Genomic DNA, 17,175 nt, shown 5'->3' on the forward strand with positions numbered 1-17,175 from the left:
TTAATTAAATTTAAAATTCATTATATAATCACTGCCTGATGTAGCGGTTTTAAAATGACTTTCTGCTCTTGGTAAAACTCTTTTGAAATAAAAATTAGCAGTTTGTATTTTGTCATCATAAAAACTTTTATTTTGCTCGTAATCTTTAAAACTTACCTCTAGAACTTTTATCCACGCATGAGCTATGGACACGAAGCCTAATGCTTTTAAATAGTCATTACATGCTGCACTAGCATCATCTTTGGAATTTTGGATTTTATCTTTAATCCAAGTAGTAAATTTTAGTAAAATTTCTATTTGATGATTTAGATCTTTAATAAAAGGCTTAATTTTGTCACCCTCTAAATCACATTCTTTTTTTATTAAATTTAAATATTTATTAATTATATCGCCATTTTTATTAACTAGTTTTCTGAAAACTAAATCGGCTGCCTGAACAGAATTTGTACCTTCATAAATTGGGGTAATTCTATTATCTCTGTATAATTGTTCTATTCCCTGGTCTTTTGTAAAACCATAACCGCCATGAATCTGCATTGCATCACTTGTAATTTCCATGGCCAAATCAGTAAATAATGACTTAACAACTGGAGTTAACAAAGAAACAAAATCTGAAGCTTCTTGCTTAATCTTTTCATCAAGATGGTAGAGACTGACTTCTGTTTGTTGAGATAGCCAAAAGCCCAGCGCTCTTTCTCCTTCAATAATGGATTTCATATTCAGTAATGATCTTTTTATATCAGCATGCTCAATAATATAATCTGCACCATCTGCAGATTTAGTGTTATTAGATTTTCCTTGTTTTCTCTCTTTTGCATAAGTTAATGAATTTTGATAAGCTATTTCAGATATTCCTAATCCTTGAATTCCAACAAGGATTCTCTCTAAGTTCATCATGGTAAACATTTGATTAAGGCCTTTATTTTTTGGTCCTATCATGTATCCAACCGCATCATCAAAATTTAAAACACATGTCGCTGAACCTTTTATTCCCATTTTATGTTCTACCGAACCTGTAGATACACCATTTCTTGAACCAATAGATCCATCATCTTTAATTAAAAATTTAGGTACAAGAAACAAGCTTATTCCTTTTGTTCCTACAGGTGAATCTGATGCTCTTGCAATAACAAGGTGAATAATATTTTCAGTTAAATCATGATCTCCAGATGTTATAAATATTTTTTGCCCACTTATTTTAAAAGTACCATCAGGCTGTTCAACAGCTTTTGTTTTTAACATTCCTAAATCAGTTCCACAAACTGGTTCTGTAAGGCACATTGTTCCACTCCATTTCCCTTCTACCATTTTAGGAAGGTACTTTTCTTTCATCGCATTAGTTGCATGATGAGATATGCAATTATAGGCGCCAATTGTTAATTCACTATAAAGTTTAAAAGAAAGACAAGTTGCAGATAACATTTCATCAAAAAATGCACTTACTGTTTTTGGCATTCCTTGTCCACCATATTCTGGATCACAAGAAAGAGAAACCCAACCATCTTCTATATATTTTGAATATGCTTCTTTATATCCTGGAGGTGTTCTAACAATACCATTCTCTAAAAAAGCAGGGTTTTCATCTCCAGATTTTGCTAATGGTAAAATTAGATTTTCATTAATTTTAGCCGCTTCAACTAAAATATCTTTTACTAGTTCTGAGTTAACCTCTTTATATTTTTCAATTTCATTATAATTTTTATTGTTTCTTAACTTATCAAAAAGAAACATCATGTCTTCTACTGGTGCTATGTAATTTGGCATTTCGGAACTCTAGAATAAATTTTTAATTATTGCAATTTTGAAATTATGGCATCACCCATTGTTGATGTTGATATTTCTTTCGTTCCTTCAGAAAATATATCTTTAGTTCTAAGACCATCATTTAAAACATCTTGAACTGCTTTTTCTAAGGCATCAGCCTCAGAATCTAAGTCTAATGAGTACCTTAGTGCCATTGCAAAGCTTAAAATTGATGCAATTGGATTTGCAATTTTTTTTCCTGCTATATCTGGTGCAGATCCATGAATAGGTTCATACATTGCTCTCATCTCGCCATCTTTATTCTTTGCTCCAAGCGAAGCAGATGGTAATAAGCCTAAAGAACCAGTTAACATTGATGCTTGATCTGACAACATATCCCCAAATAAATTATCGGCAAGTATAACGTCAAATTGTTTTGGATACCTCATAAGTTGCATTGCACAATTATCTGCAAGCATATGACTTAATTCTACATCTTTATATTCTTTATCATGAAGTTCTTGAACTTCTTCTTTCCAAAGTTGTCCAGCTTCCATTACGTTAGATTTTTCACAAGAGGTAACTTTATTTGATCTTTTTTTGGCTAAATCAAAAGCTACTTTAGCTACTCTAACTATTTCACTAGTCGTATAAGTGTGAGTATTAATACCTTTTCTTTCACCATTTTCTATTGGCTTGATTCCTCTTGGTTCTCCAAAATAAATTCCACCAGTTAGCTCTCTAACAATCATTATGTCTAACCCTGAAACAATTTCTGGCTTCATAGATGATGCCTCAACTAATTGCTCAAAACAAATTGCAGGTCTTAAATTTGCAAATAATTTTAATTCTTTTCTTAACTTTAATAGAGCTCTTTCAGGTTTTTTTGAAAAATCTAAATCATCCCACTTAGGACCACCAACAGCACCTAATATTACAACTTCACTTTCTAGTGCTTTATAAAAAACTTCATCTGTAATTGGTGTTCCATGCTTATCATAAGAACAACCACCTGCTAAGTCTTGATCAATTTCAAAATCTAAAGATTTATTTGAATTAAACCATTGAATAACTTTTTTAACTTCCTGAATAACTTCAGGCCCAATACCATCACCTGGTAAAAGTAAAATTTTTCTTTTCTTAATTTTAATCATTAAATATCCATGGTTTATTATCTTTTAAATTTTCTTCAAAATTAGTAATTTTTTCTTTTTTAGCTAATGAAAGTGCAATATCGTCAAGACCTTCTAATAAGCATCTTTTTTTAAACGGGTCAATATCAAAATTTATTTTGCTATTTCCAAAAATAATTTTTTCTTCTTTTAAGTCTATTGAAATTTCTTCTTTTCTTTTTGAATATTCCGATAGTTCTTTAATTTTGTCTTCTGGTAAAATAATTGGTAAAATTCCATTTTTAAAACAGTTGCTATAAAAAATATCAGCATAACTAGAACTTATCACACATGTAATTCCAAAATCTAAAAGTGCCCATGGCGCGTGCTCTCTTGATGAACCGCAGCCAAAGTTTTTTCCTGCAATTAATATTTTTGATTGATTGTGAGGTTTTTGATTTAGAATAAAATCTTTTATTTCATTTCCATTATCATCATACCTCATTTCAAAAAATAAGTTTTTTCCTAACCCTGTTCTTTTAATTGTTTTAAGAAATTGTTTTGGAATAATCATATCTGTATCAATATTTACTATTGGTAAATAAACTGGGATACTTGTAAGTGAGTTGAATTTTTGCATTTTATTTTTGATACTTTCTAACATCATCTAAGTTTCCAGAAATTGCAGCTGCTGCTGCCATTCCAGGGCTGACTAAATGTGTTCTTCCACCTCTACCCTGTCTTCCTTCAAAATTTCTGTTTGAAGTTGAAGCACATCTTTCTCCTTGTTTTAATTTATCTGCATTCATTGCAAGACACATTGAGCAACCGGGCTCTCTCCATTCAAAACCTGAAGCTATAAATATTTTATCTAGGCCTTCCTGCTCTGCCTGCTCTTTAACTAAGCCTGAGCCTGGAACAACCATTGCATGAACATGGGATGCTTTCTTTTTATCTTTTAATATTTTCGCAGCTTCCCTTAAATCTTCAATTCTTCCATTCGTACAACTTCCTATAAAAACCTTATCAATCTTAATGTCTGTAGCTAGTGTATCGGCCTCTAAACCCATGTAATTTAATGACCTTTCTAAAGAGTTCCTTTTGTCTTCATCTTGTTCATTTTTAGGATTTGGAACTTTGCCATCTATAGTGATTACATCTTGTGGAGAAGTTCCCCAGGTAATCATAGGTAAAATGTCTTCTGCTACTAAATCTATTTCTTTATCAAATTTAGCTCCATCATCAGTTTTTAAACTTTCCCAATATTTCATAGCCTTATCCCAATTTTCGTTTTTTGGAGACATCGGTTTACCTTTTAAATATTCAAATATTTTTTCATCTGGAGCAATTAATCCTGCTCTTGCTCCTCCTTCAATAGTCATATTACAAATTGTCATTCGTTGTTCTACACTTAAAGATGAAATTAGACTGCCAGCATACTCAATAACCGACCCTGTTCCTCCTGCAGTTCCAATGTTTCCTATAATTTGTAAAATTACATCTTTAGAGGTAACACCAATTGGAAGTTTTCCATTAACATTAATTCTAAAATTCTTTGCTTTTTTTTGAACCAATGTTTGTGTTGCTAGGACATGTTCCACTTCGGAAGTACCAATTCCAAATGCCAAAGCACCAAATGCGCCATGTGTTGCTGTATGACTGTCTCCACAAACAATTACTGTTCCAGGTTGTGTAAAACCTTGTTCTGGACCGATGATATGAACAATTCCTTGTCTCTTGTCATTCATTCCTAAATACTGAATTCCAAATTCTTTACAATTACTTTCTAAGGTATCTACTTGAATTTTAGATTCCACATCTGCTATTCCTTTAGATCTATCAGTAGTTGGAACGTTATGATCTGCAACTGCTAGAGTTAAGCTGGGTTGTCTAACTTTTCTATTAGAGTTTCTTAATCCTTCAAAAGCTTGTGGACTTGTAACTTCATGTACTAAATGTCGATCAACGAATAATAATGCTGTACCATCATCTTGCTGATCTACTAAGTGATCATTCCAAATTTTATCGTAAAGAGTTAAAGGCATTGAAAAAAAATTATTTTTTTTCTTCTAATTTTTCTGTTTTAGGTTCTGCTTGAGCTTCTGGTTGTTTTTCAGGTTCCACTTGAACCTCCGCTTGTTTTTCTGCTACTGGTGCTAAAGTTTCTTCAGTTACCGTTTCTGGTTTAACATCAACTTCTATACCAATTTTTTTTCTAATCCTTTCAGCAATTCTAGCCGATTTACCAGTTCTATCTCTTAGATAGTATAATTTTGCTCTTCTAACTTTTCCATGTCTAATAACAGTAATTGAATCAATTACTGTTCCATATAGTGGGAATGTTCTCTCAACACCTTCACCAAATGATATTTTTCTAACTGTAAATGAAGAATTTAAATCTCTATTTTTTCTAGCAATACAAACACCTTCAAAATATTGAATTCTGTCTTTTTTACCTTCAGTAATTCTCACACCAACTTTTACTATATCTCCTGGAAAAAAATCTGGAATTTTCTTCTCAGCTAATATTTTTTTAACGTTATGTTGGTTTATTTCCTCAATTGTTTTCATAGTAATATTTATCAAATTAGTTTTTCTTATATTTTTCCCATAAATCTGGTCTTCGGACGCGTGTTATAGCCTCTGATTGTGATAAACGCCAGTCTTTAATTTTGTTGTGATCTCCTGATAATAGCACGTCTGGGACACTTTTTTGCTCCCAAATTTGAGGTTTTGTGTACTGAGGATACTCTAAAAGTCCATTCTCAAAACTCTCATCTGTTTTTGATTGTTCATTTCCTAATACTCCTGGTAATAGTCTCAAAATACTATCCAATACAACAAAGGATGCTGTTTCTCCTCCAGATAAAATAAAATCTCCAATACTAATTTCTTCTATATTTCTTGTTGATAATATTCTTTCATCAACACCCTCAAAATGACCACATATTAAACTGATCGATTTTTCCTTTGATAACTCTAGTGCTAATTTTTGATCAAGTTTTTTTCCCTTAGGGGATAAATAAAAAATTCTTTCACCTTTTTTTTTATTTTGATCAATCGATTTTGCTAAAACATCAGCTTTTAACAACATGCCAGATCCACCTCCAAAAGGAGTGTCATCAACCGTCTTATGTTTGTCTTCTGCAGCATCTCTAATGTTTACAACTTTTAGATCCCAAATTTTATTCGATAACGCTTTTCCATAAAGCCCTTTACTTAAAGGGCCCGGAAAAATATCTGGGTAAAGTGTAAATATTTGAGCTTGCCACATGAATCCAACTATTTAACTTCTTCCTTTGGAGCTGCTGCTGGAGCTGCTTCTGTTTTAGGAGCTTCTTCCTTTGGAGCTGCTGCTGGAGCTGCTTCTGTTTTAGGAGCTTCTTCCTTTGGAGCTGCTGCTGGAGCTGCTTCTGTTTTAGGAGCTTCTTCCTTTGGAGCTGCTGCTGGAGCTGCTTCTGTTTTAGGAGCTTCTTCCTTTGGAGCTGCTGCTGGAGCTGCTTCTGTTTTAGGAGCTTCTTCCTTTGGAGCTGCTGCTGGAGCTGCTTCTGTTTTAGGAGCTTCTTCCTTTGGAGCTGCTGCTGGAGCTGCTTCTGTTTTAGGAGCTTCTTCCTTTGGAGCTGCTGCTGGAGCTGCTGCTGGAGTTGCTTCATCTCCTTCTTTTTTTCTTTCTTTTTTAGGTATAGCTTTATTAGGGTTGTTAGCGTTTGCTGGCATAGGGATAATATCATTTTCACCTAAAATTCTTGCCACTCTAGCTGTTGGTTGAGCACCTTGGCCTAACCAATATTTAATTCTTTCTGCTTCCAGTCCCACTCTTTCTTTTTTATCTTTTGGCAAAAGAGGATTAAAGAATCCTACCTTTTCAATAAATCTTCCATCTCTTGCACGACGACTGTCGGCTATAACTACTTTGTATACTGGTCTTTTCTTTGTTCCACCTCTTGATAGTCTTATTTTTATCATTTTTTTTCCTTTTTTTATTTAAGTTGATTTAGTAGCTCTGGAGGTATTCCTTTATCAGACATACCCTTCAGGTTTCCTTTTGACATCTTCTTCATCATTTCAGACATCATTTTAAATTGCTTAAGCAATTTATTGATAGTGGCCGCATCTGTTCCAGAGCCATTAGCAATTCTTTTTTTCCTAGAACCATCAATGATTTTAGGATTTCCTCTTTCTTTTTTTGTCATAGATAAAATGATTGCTTCATTTTTAGTAATAACGCTTTCATCAATTCCCGAAGCATCCATTTGTGATTTCATTTTAGAAACACCTGGCATAAACGACATAATTCCTTCTATGCCTCCCATTTTTTTCATTTGTCTAAGCTGTGTTAAATAATCTTCCATAGAGAATTGTCCTTTTTTTAAATTCTCTTCTGCTTTTTTTATATTCTCTTCACCAAGATCTTCTGCAGCTTTTTCGACAAGAGAAACGATGTCTCCCATACCTAATATTCTATTAGCTATTCTATCTGGGTGAAAAACCTCTAAATTTTCTATTTTTTCTCCTACCCCTAAAAACTTAATTGGCACTTGAGAAACATATTTCATACTAAGGGCCGCACCACCTCTTGCATCACCATCAGCTCTTGTTAAAACAATACCTGTCAAATTTACAGTATTCTTAAATTCTTTTGCCACTTCTGCAGCAACTTGTCCCGTTAAAGAATCTGCAACTAAAAATACTTCCGTTGGGTTAATTATACTTTCTATTTGTTTAATCTCACTCATCATCTGAAGGTCTATTTGTGTTCTGCCTGCTGTATCAAATAATATAATCTCTGCACCATTTAGGTTTGCAGCACTAACTGCTCTTCTACAAATATCTGCTGGTAGCTGCCCTTCAATAATAGGTAATGTTAAAATATCATTTTGCTCTCCTAATGATCTTAGTTGTTCTTGTGCAGCTGGCCTATACACATCAAGACTGACCATCATTATTTTTTTCTTTTTATTTTTTTCTAAATATTTGGCTAATTTTGCTGTTGTTGTGGTTTTACCAGAACCTTGAAGACCTACCAGCATCATTGGAACTGGCGGAACTGCATTTAAATTAATATCTGTGTTACTTTCACCTAAAAGGCTTACTAGTTCATCATAAACAATTTTAACAACCATATCTCCTGGAGAGGTTGATCGAATTATTTCTTGACCCATAACCTTTGGCTTAACTTTTTCTATAAAATCTTTAGTTACATCTAGAGACACATCGGCTTCTAATAAAGCCTGTCTAATACTTCTTAGGCCTTCATCTACTTGATTCTCATCAAGTGAAGCTGCTTTTTTTAAAGAAGAAAAAATTTCTTCGAATTTATTTGTTAAGTTTTCAAACATATTTATTACGCACAGCAGTTTCGCACTAGTGGGCGAATATCGCTGACTAGTGTTGATCTCTTTGTCTCCAAAGACACCACAAATTTAACGTTTTTGTGGAAACGAAGACAATTTATAATAGAGGTTCAAAAAGTCAATAAATAAGTTAAATATCTACATATGGATATTAAAGCATTTAAAATGGATGGTTTGGGCAATGATTTTGTAATTATTGATCAAAGAAGCCAGGACTTCAATTTAAACAAAGATCAAATAATTAAAGTATGTGATCGTAGTTTCATTGGATGTGATCAACTCATTCTAATTAAGAAAAATAAAGAAATAGATGCAGATGTAGAATTCTATAATTCAGATGGAAGTGCATCTGGTGCTTGTGGAAATGGCACTAGGTGTGTGGCAGGCCTTCTATCAAAAGAAAGTGGTAAAAAAGAAATAACGCTTTTAACAGCTTCTGGCTCTCTAAAATCAAAAATCTTAGGAAGTAATTTAGTTGAAACCGAAATAGGTATACCAAAAGTTAATTGGGAGGAGATTCCTTTAAGTAAGCAGCTAGATACACAAGACTTAAAAATTGAAATTATAGACAGAAATAACACCAAACATATTGGTGGAACAGCCATAAATGTAGGCAATCCACACATAATTTTTTTTGTAGAAGATATTGAAGCATTTGACTTACAAACTATTGGTCCAAAAATTGAAAATCATCCACTATTTCCAGAAAAATGTAATGTGACCTTGGCAAAAGTTATGAATAAAAATTTAATAAAAGTAAAAGTTTGGGAAAGAGGAGCTGGACTTACCAAGGCTTGTGGTACTGCAGCGTGTGCAACTGCTGTTGCAGCTAATATTAATAATCTGGTAGAAAAAACTACAGATATAGAATTTGCATTAGGTAATTTAACAATTTCTATTGATGAAAGAAATAGCATTCATATGAAAGGACCCGTGTCTGATATCAAAAATATTGACATTAAATTATAATGGGAATTTTTGATAAATTTAAAATTGGTTTTAAAAAAAGTGCTTCTGCATTTACGTCTGGTTTAAGAGATATAATTGTAAAAAAAGAAATAGATGACAAAACATTAGATCAAATTGAAGATTATTTAATTCAATCAGATGTTGGTCTTGTTGCAGCTGAAGAAATTAAAAAAATTATTGCTCAAGAAAAAATTGACCCAAAAAAAGATATTATGAATGAGGTAAATTTAATTCTTAAAAACTATATAATCACTTTAATGAAACCTTTGGAAAATGAGAATTTTTTTAATAAAAAAGAAAAGCTCAACGCAGTCCTAGTATCAGGAGTTAATGGGGTTGGAAAAACAACAACTATTGGAAAAGTTGGTAAAATTTTAAAATCTAATGGTAACAAAGTTATGTTTTCTGCCTGCGATACGTTTAGAGCAGCTGCTATAGAACAATTAGAAAGCTGGGCTAATAAAATTGATGTACAAATTACAAAATCTACTCAAGGGTCAGACCCCGCATCAGTCGCCTACAAAGCAATTGAGGAAGCATTAAAGAGTGATTTTAGTCATGTTTTAATTGATACAGCAGGGAGATTGCAAAATAAAAAAAATTTAATGGAAGAATACAAAAAAATTGCCCATGTGACTAAAAAAATAGATCCAGATGCTCCTCACGATGTAATCCTAGTACTTGACGCAACCTCTGGCCAAAATGTTATCAGTCAAGTGGAAGAGTTTAATAAAATTATACCTCTTACTGGTTTGATAATGACAAAATTAGATGGCACTGCAAAAGGAGGAATTTTATTAGCACTTGCTAAAAAATATAAGCTTCCAATAATTGCTCTTGGACTTGGTGAAAAAGAAGATGATTTACAAATCTTTAATGCAGAAAAATTTGCTGAAGCATTTACTCAAATTAATTAATTAGATTATTAGAAATTAAAGGTTTGTAGTAGCTACATTTATAATTTTCTTTAAGGTTTGAATGCCCACAATTTTTTGCTATTGATGAAATTATAAAATCAAACTTACCATTTGATGGATATGAGTTTAATTTTTTATTAGCAATATCAAATTTAAAATTTTTTCTTATATTTTTAATTGCACTAATCATGACTAAAGTATTGTTATCTTTTAACAAATAATAAGCAAAGTCTTCTGGGAAAACTGGATAGTCATAACCTTCTAAGAGGTGTTTTGCCTGTGAAGGAAACCATTCATATGAAATTAATGGTGATGAAATTTTTGTTTTATAATTATAGATATATAAATCCTGAGGAAAATCTGTAACATAATTATAATCCTCACCTCTTGCTAAAATAGCTTTATCTCTAGTTTTAAAAAAAAGAACAAAATTTTTATTATGAGAGTTCATTTGACCTATATGAAAAAGTGTATTTGCTGAAGATTCTATATTTTCTGCAATTACAGAACTTGAAATAAAGATTAAGTAAAATGATGTTATAATAAATTTTTTCACTATCTATTTATAGAAATGAAATTTGTAAATTATTTGGTCAGATTGTGGCTTAATTTAAACTCTTTAAGTATTCTTTCAAAACTAGAATCATTTTTTCATTATATTCCATCATGTGATTATCTTTTTCAGAAAAATAAGAATATTTTGGCTCATTAGCAAGCTTGTACATCTTTTTACCCATCCAAAATGGCACTATTTTATCTTCTTCTCCATGCATAATCAGAATTGGGGACTTAAGATTTTTAATTTTTTTATCACTTTCGTATTTATCTTTAAGTAAAAATCTAATTGGAAAATATGGATACACATTTTTTGCTGCGTCAACCATAGATGTAAATGGAGATTCTAGTATAACGCCTGCAAATTTATGGTTTTGAGCAACATGAGTTGCGATCCCAGTACCTAAAGACTCACCATACAGAACAATGTCATTATCTTTAAGACCTTTTCTTTTTAACCAATTAATTGCACTTTCACCATCTTCATATAGACCTTTTTCTGATGGTTTGCCTAAGTTTCCACTAAATCCTCTCCAAGAAATTATTAGAAAATTTATATTCATGTCTTTAAAATGATTAATTTTATGTATTCTATTTTCTAATGTTCCTGCATTACCATGGAAGAAAACTAAAGTTTTAAAATTGCTAAGATCTTTTTCATGAAACCATCCAAGTAATTCAAAATTATCACTCGTCTTAATTTTTACTTTTTCTATTTTAACTTTTAATTCGTCACCAAAGTAATTATTTTCTTTTGGCTCGTATAATAAGTTTCGTTGAAATATAAATATAATAAAAAGTAAAGAAAAGTATGCTACCGTTATAATTAAAATTATTTTCAATAAATACTCTTTAATTTTTTTTTTCATATTTACCTTTTTTTTTAACTAAATAAACTCCACCAAAAACTAAGACTGTTCCTAAATAATGATAATGCTCTAACTGCTCATTAAAAAATAAATAACCATAAATAGCACTGTAGACGGTAAATATATATAAAGTGAAACCAGTAATTGATGCTCCAAGACTTTTCTGGGCCATTGTATATAACGTAAAAGCTATAATTCCTGGTGAGATAGCTGCAAATAAAACCCACATAAAAAAGTCTGAATTAAAAACAGTTCTTACAAAGAAAGTCTCTTCTATTAAATAAAATGGAAGCAAACTCACTACACCGAAAAAAGCAATCAAAGTAAATCTATCAAAAATTTTTAAATTAGTTTTCCAGTAAAATAAGTAAATAGAGTAGAGAGCCCACCCAATAGAAGAAGCTAGCATCCATAAATCACCAATTGTAAATTTAAGGCTAATTAACAGAGATAAATCACCTTTAATAATGATAGCAAAAACACCTATTAAACAAGAAGCCAGACCAACAATTCTAAGAAAATTTATTTTTTCTTTAAAAAAGATGCAGGAGATTAGAATTATAAATATTGGAGATGATGAATAAATAATTCCCATATTAGTAACAGTCGTCGTTTGTCCTGCTAAAAATGGAAAAGCTCCACAAACACCACAGCCCATTGATCCAATAAAAAATATTCTTTTGTATTCTTTTTTTACAAATTTAAAATTTTTTTTTAATGAGATAAAAGTAAAAGGGAGCAACATTAAGAAGACAGCTGCCCACCTCCAAAAAGCTAAAGAAATTGGTGGTACATACTCAACTCCTCCTCTTGCAACTATCAAATTGCTAGCCATAAAAATTGGTTGGATAAATAATAATAGAAAAGGTAAATAATTATTTTTAGAATTATTCACTACAAGTAGAAAATTAGTTTTTGTCGAAAAAGGCTTCGTAGACCATCATAAAAATTGCAATAGCCATCAAAATAAATACTGGCAACACATCCCAAAAACCTATCATTGATGATCTTGTCAATGTGGTTGCTAAACCGATAAGAAAAATTGCTGCAAGAAAAGTACCTAGAAATTTTGTTATATTATTTAGCATATTTTTTACAATTTTTTTCTAACCAATTGGCTACACCTAAAAATCTTAAATCATCTAGCTTGTCTCCAATTAACTGAACTCCTAATGGTAAATTATTAGCACCTGTAAGTAAAGGTAATGAAATAGAAGGTAAACCCATATAAGTCCAGGTAGTGCAGAATTCTGGGCTGCCTGTACTCTTTAAACCCTTAGGTGCAACCCCAGTTGTGGATGGGCTTAACACACCATGATAGTCCTCAAACACTTCTTTAAAGGATTCATAACTTCTTTTCATAAAGTCCATTGCTTCAACATAATCTTTTGCTGTGTATTTTAAACCTCTTTCGATGGCGCCAACCATTTCTTTAGAAAGTTTTTTCTTAGATTTTTTGTAATAACCTTGAAAATTATTAGCCATATCTGTTTCATGAATTATTTTATGATATTTTGGAATATCTTCAAAATATGATGGTGTATCAAATACTTCAATATTTTTTTTGAATGTTTTTATAAAAAACTCAAAAGACTTTTGAGATTCTTTATCTACATTTTTCCAATTTTTGGTTTTGTAAAAGATAAATTTTGGTTCATATAATGGTCCTTTTTTACAAACTTTTAACATTTCATCAGATGAATAATGAATAGTTGAACTATCGTATAAATCTTTTTTAATTAATGTTTTTGTTAATAAGGCAACATCTTCAACTGTTTTTCCAAAAACACCAATGTGATCTAGCTTGTCTGACTGTTTTAAAACTCCACTTCGAGAGATTAGTCCATAAGATGGTTTGTACCCAACAACCCCACAATAAGAAGCTGGTCTAATAATTGATCCATTAGTTTGTGATCCAATTGATAGTGGTGCCATATGAGCTGCAACTGCAGCTGCAGAACCACTTGAAGATCCACCAGGTGTTCTTGAATTATCGTGTGGGTTAGTAGTTTTTCCTGGGTGAAAATATGCAAGTTCTGTAGTTACAGTTTTTCCCATAACTATTGCTCCTGCAATTTTAAGTAAATTAACAACTTCAGAATCTTGAGAACTTGGCATTTTTTTTCGTAATGGAGTTCCACATTCAGTAGGCATTTCAAAAGTACCTATTATATCCTTAACTGCAATTGGTAGGCCGTGTAAAGAACCTAGGGGCTTTCCTGATTTTCTGTATTCATCCGCTTCTTCTGCTTTTTCTAAAAGTTTTTTTTTATCAAAATATTCCCAAGCATTGATATCTTTTTCAAATTTTTCAATTCTTTCAATATATTGTGTACAAACTTCTACAGAGGAAATTTGGCCTGTTTTTAAATGTTCTACTAACTTATTAGTTGTAAGAGAAAATATGTTCATAATTTTAAATTACCTAGTTTGCAAATAATGTTTCTGGTAGCCACAAAGCAATACCTGGAAACATATACATAAGGAACATTGCAAATATTACTATGGCCAAGAATGGCATAATTCCTGCAAATATTTCCATCAGCTCAACATTGTTTTTTTGTACACCTTTTAAATAATAGGCAGACATGGCCATGGGCGGTGTCAAAAAAGATGTTTGTAAATTAAGAGCAATCAACATTGCAAAGAAATATGGATTAACATCAAATACCTCAAGTAACGGTAAAAATATTGGTACAAATATAATTAAGATTTCAGTCCATTCTAACGGCCATCCTAAAAGAAAAATTATTATTTGTGTAATAATTAAGAATTGCCAAGTTGTTATTTCTATTGATTTGAAAAAATGCTCAAAAATTTCATGACCACCTAAATAAGAAAAGACTGAAGAGAAAGTCCATGAACCAATAAATAACCACATAATCATTGCTGTGGTTTTTGCTGTTAGAAAGACAGATTCTTTAAAACTTTGCCACTTAAGAGTTTTGTAAAACCAGGATAAGAGTATTGCTCCAAATGCTCCTGCTGCTGCAGCCTCAGCTGGCGTAGCTATGCCTGCTAAAATTGTTCCAAGTACTAACATTATTAACCCAAAAAGAGGGACAAAAGAAACTAGTACTTCTTTTAAAATCTCTGCTCTTGGTGGAATGTCCGCTGCATCTGGCTTGGGTGCAATTGATGGATTTATCCAAGCTCTGATTACAACATAAGCTATATATAAACTTGCAAGTAAAAGTCCTGGGAAAATTGCTGCAGCAAATAATCTTAAAGGTGATAATTGTGCAATCACTGAATACACAATTAACATAATACTTGGTGGTATTAAAATACCCAGACATCCCCCAGCACAAATTACTCCTGATGCAAATTTTTTATCATATCCTGCTTTAACCATTGCGGGCCAAGCAAGTAAGCCCATTAAGGTTACAACAGCACCAATAATTCCAGTTGCTGTAGAAAATAAAGTACAAGTTATTAATGCAGCTACTGCCATTGAAGCTGGCAATCTATGAGCTGCAAGTCTTATGGCAAAAAATAATTTTGATACAATTCCAGCTCTTTCAACTAAATACCCCATAAATAAAAAGAGTGGGACTGCAGTCAAAACATTATTGTCCATAACTGTGTAGGTATTTTTTACAAATAATGAAAATATTCTATTATCAAAAATATGATCCATTAAAACAGGATCATAATAAGCATAATATCCAAAGCCTATTCCCATCGCCATTAGAGTAAATGCAATTGGAAAACCTAATAGTACTGCAAATAAAAATATCCCCATCATGAAGATAGCTACTTCCGGATTTGTTAAACTAAATAACATCTTTTTGATCCTCGTCCTGAGCTGTTCTCATTAAAATTTGTTCTGTTTCTTCTGCAACAACCATTCTTGCAGGCCAATGTCCCGTTTTAATACAAATGATTGATCTAAATACTTCAGCAACTCCTTGTATGGTTAAGAATACTCCTGCTGCTGGTATCAAAGATTTTGCCATATAAATATTAATCTGTGCTGGGCTACTCCAGCTAGTTTCTTTTATCTTCCAAGCAAGTGCCGCATATTCAAATCCATAAAATGCTAAAGCTATTACGCCAGGAAAAAAGAAAATAAAATAAAGTATTAAATCAATCCAACCTTGTGTTCTTGGTTTGAATAATCTGTAAATCACATCTCCTCTGACATGAGATTCCGTTGCCAAACAATAAGCTCCTGACATCATCAATATTGCACCATACATCTGCATACTAAAGTCAAAATTCCAAAGTGTTGGTTTGTTAAATATATATGCCATTGTTACTTCATAGCAAGTTCCACCCATTAAAATGACAATACACCAAGAAAAAGCCTTACCTATTGAAGTGCTTAATGTGTCGGCAAATTTTATGTAAGCTCTCATCATGATTTAAATAGAATACCCTAATTTTTTAAAAACTGTACTATAAAAAAAGGGGAGCCAAAACTCCCCTCTTTTAAATTATTTAAAAGCTAATTAGATTTTAACTTTTCCAATTGGACCAAACTCATTTTCATAAGCTAGTTTGTAATTAGGCTGATTCATCAGCAAGTACTTCATTACTTTCTTAGCATATGCTTTTTGAGAATCGATAACCTTCTTGAAGAATGCATCTTTTGCAGAGAACTCTCCAACAATTTTATCCCACCCTTTTAACTGCTCAGCTAAAATAGCATCAGACGTTTGGTAAACATTAACCTTATGCTCGTTCATCAACATAGCTAAACTGTCAGAATATCTAACAAGTGCTTTGAAGTAGTTATCTGTATTCGCAGCATAAGCAGCGTTTTTTAAGATAGCTTGATGAGCAGGTGAAAGGCTTTTTAGTCTCTTCGTATTCATAGGAATTTCAAACATCTCTTGAGATTGGTGGAAACTTCCTAAGTGATAGTGTTTAGAGACATCTTGCATTCCAAACTGTGAGTCTGATGTTGGGTTGTTAAACTCAGCAGCATCAATCAAACCAGTTTTCATTGCTGGTTGGATCTCACCACCTGGTAATTGTCTTACGACCATTCCCATAGCAGTTAAAACGTTAGTCGCTAGACCAACCGTTCTATACTTCATACCTTTAACATCAGATACTTTAGTTACATTCTTTTTGAACCAACCGAAAGGTTGTGCTGGCATAGGCATATGAAAGAATCCAGTGTAGTTATATCCAACACTAGCTACTGCTTCTTCATATAGTTTTCTTCCACCACCACGTTCCATCCATCCCATAACTTCTTGAGATGACATTCCGTATGAAGGACCAGTTCCAAATAGTGAAGCTGCAGCGTTTTTACCATACCAATATGCTGTCACCCAGTGACCCATATCAACTATTCCATCACTTACCGCTGCTCCAATTTCTGAAGTTTTAACGATTGAGTTAACAGGTTGAAGATCAATCTTAAGTGATCCACCAGACATGTCACTAACCATGTTACAGTAGTCTTGCGCCATTTCAAAAAAGATGTTTGCGCCTGAAGGCCAAGCAGCTTGCATCTTTAATACAGTAGCGTGAGATCCTGCAGTTGCAATATTAGGCATTGCTACAGCTGTTGCTGCTGCTGCACCTGTGACTGCTGCCGCTTTAAAGAACTTACGTCTCGAAGGTGTTGTAGTCTTCAAAGATTTTTTATCTTTAATCATTATTTCTCTCCCTTATTATATTAGTTAATTAACTGTACTTA

The 17,175-nt window shown here is 32.3% G+C and carries 18 protein-coding genes; 2 read left to right on the forward strand and 16 right to left on the reverse strand.

Features of this window, described 5'->3' with window-relative positions; translation table 11 throughout:
- Genes AC5YF9_RS06600 through ffh form a run of 8 tightly spaced genes read right to left on the reverse strand, consistent with a single transcriptional unit; the run spans nucleotide 1 to nucleotide 8,194 of the window.
- Nucleotides 1-1,764 carry an acyl-CoA dehydrogenase family protein gene (locus tag AC5YF9_RS06600; RefSeq protein ID WP_415303887.1) on the reverse strand — a complete coding sequence of 588 codons (1,764 nt, stop codon included), beginning with the start codon at nucleotides 1,762-1,764 and terminating at the stop codon, nucleotides 1-3.
- Nucleotides 1,765-1,790: 26 nt separating this feature from the next.
- Nucleotides 1,791-2,897: a 3-isopropylmalate dehydrogenase gene (leuB, locus tag AC5YF9_RS06605; protein ID WP_415303888.1), complete on the reverse strand. Its 1,107-nt coding sequence runs from the start codon at nucleotides 2,895-2,897 to the stop codon at nucleotides 1,791-1,793.
- Complete coding sequence (gene leuD, locus AC5YF9_RS06610) at nucleotides 2,890-3,495, reverse strand: 3-isopropylmalate dehydratase small subunit (protein WP_415303889.1); 606 nt, start codon at nucleotides 3,493-3,495, stop codon at nucleotides 2,890-2,892. The genes leuB and leuD overlap by 8 nt, the downstream gene beginning before the upstream one ends.
- Nucleotide 3,496: 1 nt before the next feature.
- Nucleotides 3,497-4,900 carry a 3-isopropylmalate dehydratase large subunit gene (leuC, locus tag AC5YF9_RS06615; protein WP_415303890.1) on the reverse strand — a complete coding sequence of 468 codons (1,404 nt, stop codon included), beginning with the start codon at nucleotides 4,898-4,900 and terminating at the stop codon, nucleotides 3,497-3,499.
- A 10-nt stretch (nucleotides 4,901-4,910) separates the two neighbouring features.
- On the reverse strand, nucleotides 4,911-5,426 hold the full coding sequence (rplS, locus tag AC5YF9_RS06620; protein ID WP_415303891.1) for a 50S ribosomal protein L19: 516 nt from the start codon (nucleotides 5,424-5,426) through the stop codon (nucleotides 4,911-4,913).
- 16 nt (nucleotides 5,427-5,442) lie between these two features.
- Entirely contained in the window at nucleotides 5,443-6,129 is a 687-nt protein-coding gene (trmD, locus tag AC5YF9_RS06625; protein ID WP_415303892.1) for a tRNA (guanosine(37)-N1)-methyltransferase TrmD, read from the reverse strand.
- A gap of 8 nt (nucleotides 6,130-6,137) precedes the next feature.
- A complete protein-coding gene (rpsP, locus tag AC5YF9_RS06630; protein WP_415303893.1) occupies nucleotides 6,138-6,821 on the reverse strand; it encodes a 30S ribosomal protein S16 in 684 nt (227 codons plus the stop codon).
- Nucleotides 6,822-6,835: 14 nt separating this feature from the next.
- Nucleotides 6,836-8,194: a signal recognition particle protein gene (gene ffh, locus AC5YF9_RS06635; protein WP_496169880.1), complete on the reverse strand. Its 1,359-nt coding sequence runs from the start codon at nucleotides 8,192-8,194 to the stop codon at nucleotides 6,836-6,838.
- A gap of 159 nt (nucleotides 8,195-8,353) precedes the next feature.
- On the opposite strand from ffh, the gene dapF reads away from it, so the two are divergent.
- Nucleotides 8,354-9,178, forward strand: coding sequence for a diaminopimelate epimerase (gene dapF / locus AC5YF9_RS06640; protein ID WP_415303894.1), 825 nt, complete (start codon nucleotides 8,354-8,356; stop codon nucleotides 9,176-9,178).
- Nucleotides 9,178-10,095 carry a signal recognition particle-docking protein FtsY gene (gene ftsY / locus AC5YF9_RS06645; RefSeq protein ID WP_415303895.1) on the forward strand — a complete coding sequence of 306 codons (918 nt, stop codon included), beginning with the start codon at nucleotides 9,178-9,180 and terminating at the stop codon, nucleotides 10,093-10,095. Before dapF ends, ftsY begins: the two co-directional genes overlap by 1 nt.
- On the opposite strand, the gene AC5YF9_RS06650 is transcribed toward ftsY, so the two are convergent.
- The 8 genes from AC5YF9_RS06650 to AC5YF9_RS06685 all read right to left on the reverse strand — a co-directional run bounded on the left by AC5YF9_RS06650 (nucleotide 10,088) and on the right by AC5YF9_RS06685 (nucleotide 17,134).
- A complete protein-coding gene (locus AC5YF9_RS06650) occupies nucleotides 10,088-10,651 on the reverse strand; it encodes a hypothetical protein (protein ID WP_415303896.1) in 564 nt (187 codons plus the stop codon). The two genes, ftsY and AC5YF9_RS06650, sit on opposite strands and share 8 nt — an antisense overlap.
- 49 nt (nucleotides 10,652-10,700) lie before the next feature.
- The gene (locus AC5YF9_RS06655; RefSeq protein WP_415303897.1) at nucleotides 10,701-11,519 is read right to left on the reverse strand and encodes an alpha/beta hydrolase; all 819 of its coding nucleotides are present in this window, start codon (nucleotides 11,517-11,519) and stop codon (nucleotides 10,701-10,703) included.
- Nucleotides 11,503-12,414 carry a DMT family transporter gene (locus AC5YF9_RS06660; RefSeq protein WP_415303898.1) on the reverse strand — a complete coding sequence of 304 codons (912 nt, stop codon included), beginning with the start codon at nucleotides 12,412-12,414 and terminating at the stop codon, nucleotides 11,503-11,505. Before AC5YF9_RS06660 ends, AC5YF9_RS06655 begins: the two co-directional genes overlap by 17 nt.
- Nucleotides 12,415-12,427: 13 nt before the next feature.
- Entirely contained in the window at nucleotides 12,428-12,607 is a 180-nt protein-coding gene (locus AC5YF9_RS06665) for a hypothetical protein (RefSeq protein WP_415278178.1), read from the reverse strand.
- On the reverse strand, nucleotides 12,597-13,934 hold the full coding sequence (locus AC5YF9_RS06670) for an amidase (protein WP_415304932.1): 1,338 nt from the start codon (nucleotides 13,932-13,934) through the stop codon (nucleotides 12,597-12,599). The genes AC5YF9_RS06665 and AC5YF9_RS06670 overlap by 11 nt, the downstream gene beginning before the upstream one ends.
- Nucleotides 13,935-13,944: 10 nt before the next feature.
- Nucleotides 13,945-15,306: a TRAP transporter large permease gene (locus AC5YF9_RS06675; protein ID WP_415294914.1), complete on the reverse strand. Its 1,362-nt coding sequence runs from the start codon at nucleotides 15,304-15,306 to the stop codon at nucleotides 13,945-13,947.
- Nucleotides 15,296-15,880 carry a TRAP transporter small permease subunit gene (locus AC5YF9_RS06680; protein ID WP_415304934.1) on the reverse strand — a complete coding sequence of 195 codons (585 nt, stop codon included), beginning with the start codon at nucleotides 15,878-15,880 and terminating at the stop codon, nucleotides 15,296-15,298. Before AC5YF9_RS06680 ends, AC5YF9_RS06675 begins: the two co-directional genes overlap by 11 nt.
- A gap of 93 nt (nucleotides 15,881-15,973) precedes the next feature.
- Nucleotides 15,974-17,134, reverse strand: a complete 1,161-nt coding sequence (locus AC5YF9_RS06685; RefSeq protein WP_496169881.1) for a TRAP transporter substrate-binding protein — start codon at nucleotides 17,132-17,134, stop codon at nucleotides 15,974-15,976.
- Between the last annotated feature and the right edge of the window lie 41 nt (nucleotides 17,135-17,175).

Source organism: Candidatus Pelagibacter sp. uisw_098, assembly GCF_059512505.1.

Excerpts from the sequence above, each read along its gene's own strand:
- AC5YF9_RS06600 (WP_415303887.1), bottom strand. The coding sequence starts at position 1,764 with ATGCCAAATTACATAGCACCAGTAGAAGACATGATGTTTCTTTTTGAT.
- leuB (WP_415303888.1), bottom strand. The coding sequence starts at position 2,897 with ATGATTAAAATTAAGAAAAGAAAAATTTTACTTTTACCAGGTGATGGT.
- leuD (WP_415303889.1), bottom strand. The coding sequence starts at position 3,495 with ATGCAAAAATTCAACTCACTTACAAGTATCCCAGTTTATTTACCAATA.
- leuC (WP_415303890.1), bottom strand. The coding sequence starts at position 4,900 with ATGCCTTTAACTCTTTACGATAAAATTTGGAATGATCACTTAGTAGAT.
- rplS (WP_415303891.1), bottom strand. The coding sequence starts at position 5,426 with ATGAAAACAATTGAGGAAATAAACCAACATAACGTTAAAAAAATATTA.
- trmD (WP_415303892.1), bottom strand. The coding sequence starts at position 6,129 with ATGTGGCAAGCTCAAATATTTACACTTTACCCAGATATTTTTCCGGGC.
- rpsP (WP_415303893.1), bottom strand. The coding sequence starts at position 6,821 with ATGATAAAAATAAGACTATCAAGAGGTGGAACAAAGAAAAGACCAGTA.
- ffh (WP_496169880.1), bottom strand. The coding sequence starts at position 8,194 with ATGTTTGAAAACTTAACAAATAAATTCGAAGAAATTTTTTCTTCTTTA.
- dapF (WP_415303894.1), top strand. The coding sequence starts at position 8,354 with ATGGATATTAAAGCATTTAAAATGGATGGTTTGGGCAATGATTTTGTA.
- ftsY (WP_415303895.1), top strand. The coding sequence starts at position 9,178 with ATGGGAATTTTTGATAAATTTAAAATTGGTTTTAAAAAAAGTGCTTCT.
- AC5YF9_RS06655 (WP_415303897.1), bottom strand. The coding sequence starts at position 11,519 with ATGAAAAAAAAAATTAAAGAGTATTTATTGAAAATAATTTTAATTATA.
- AC5YF9_RS06665 (WP_415278178.1), bottom strand. The coding sequence starts at position 12,607 with ATGCTAAATAATATAACAAAATTTCTAGGTACTTTTCTTGCAGCAATT.
- AC5YF9_RS06675 (WP_415294914.1), bottom strand. The coding sequence starts at position 15,306 with ATGTTATTTAGTTTAACAAATCCGGAAGTAGCTATCTTCATGATGGGG.
- AC5YF9_RS06680 (WP_415304934.1), bottom strand. The coding sequence starts at position 15,880 with ATGAGAGCTTACATAAAATTTGCCGACACATTAAGCACTTCAATAGGT.
- AC5YF9_RS06685 (WP_496169881.1), bottom strand. The coding sequence starts at position 17,134 with ATGATTAAAGATAAAAAATCTTTGAAGACTACAACACCTTCGAGACGT.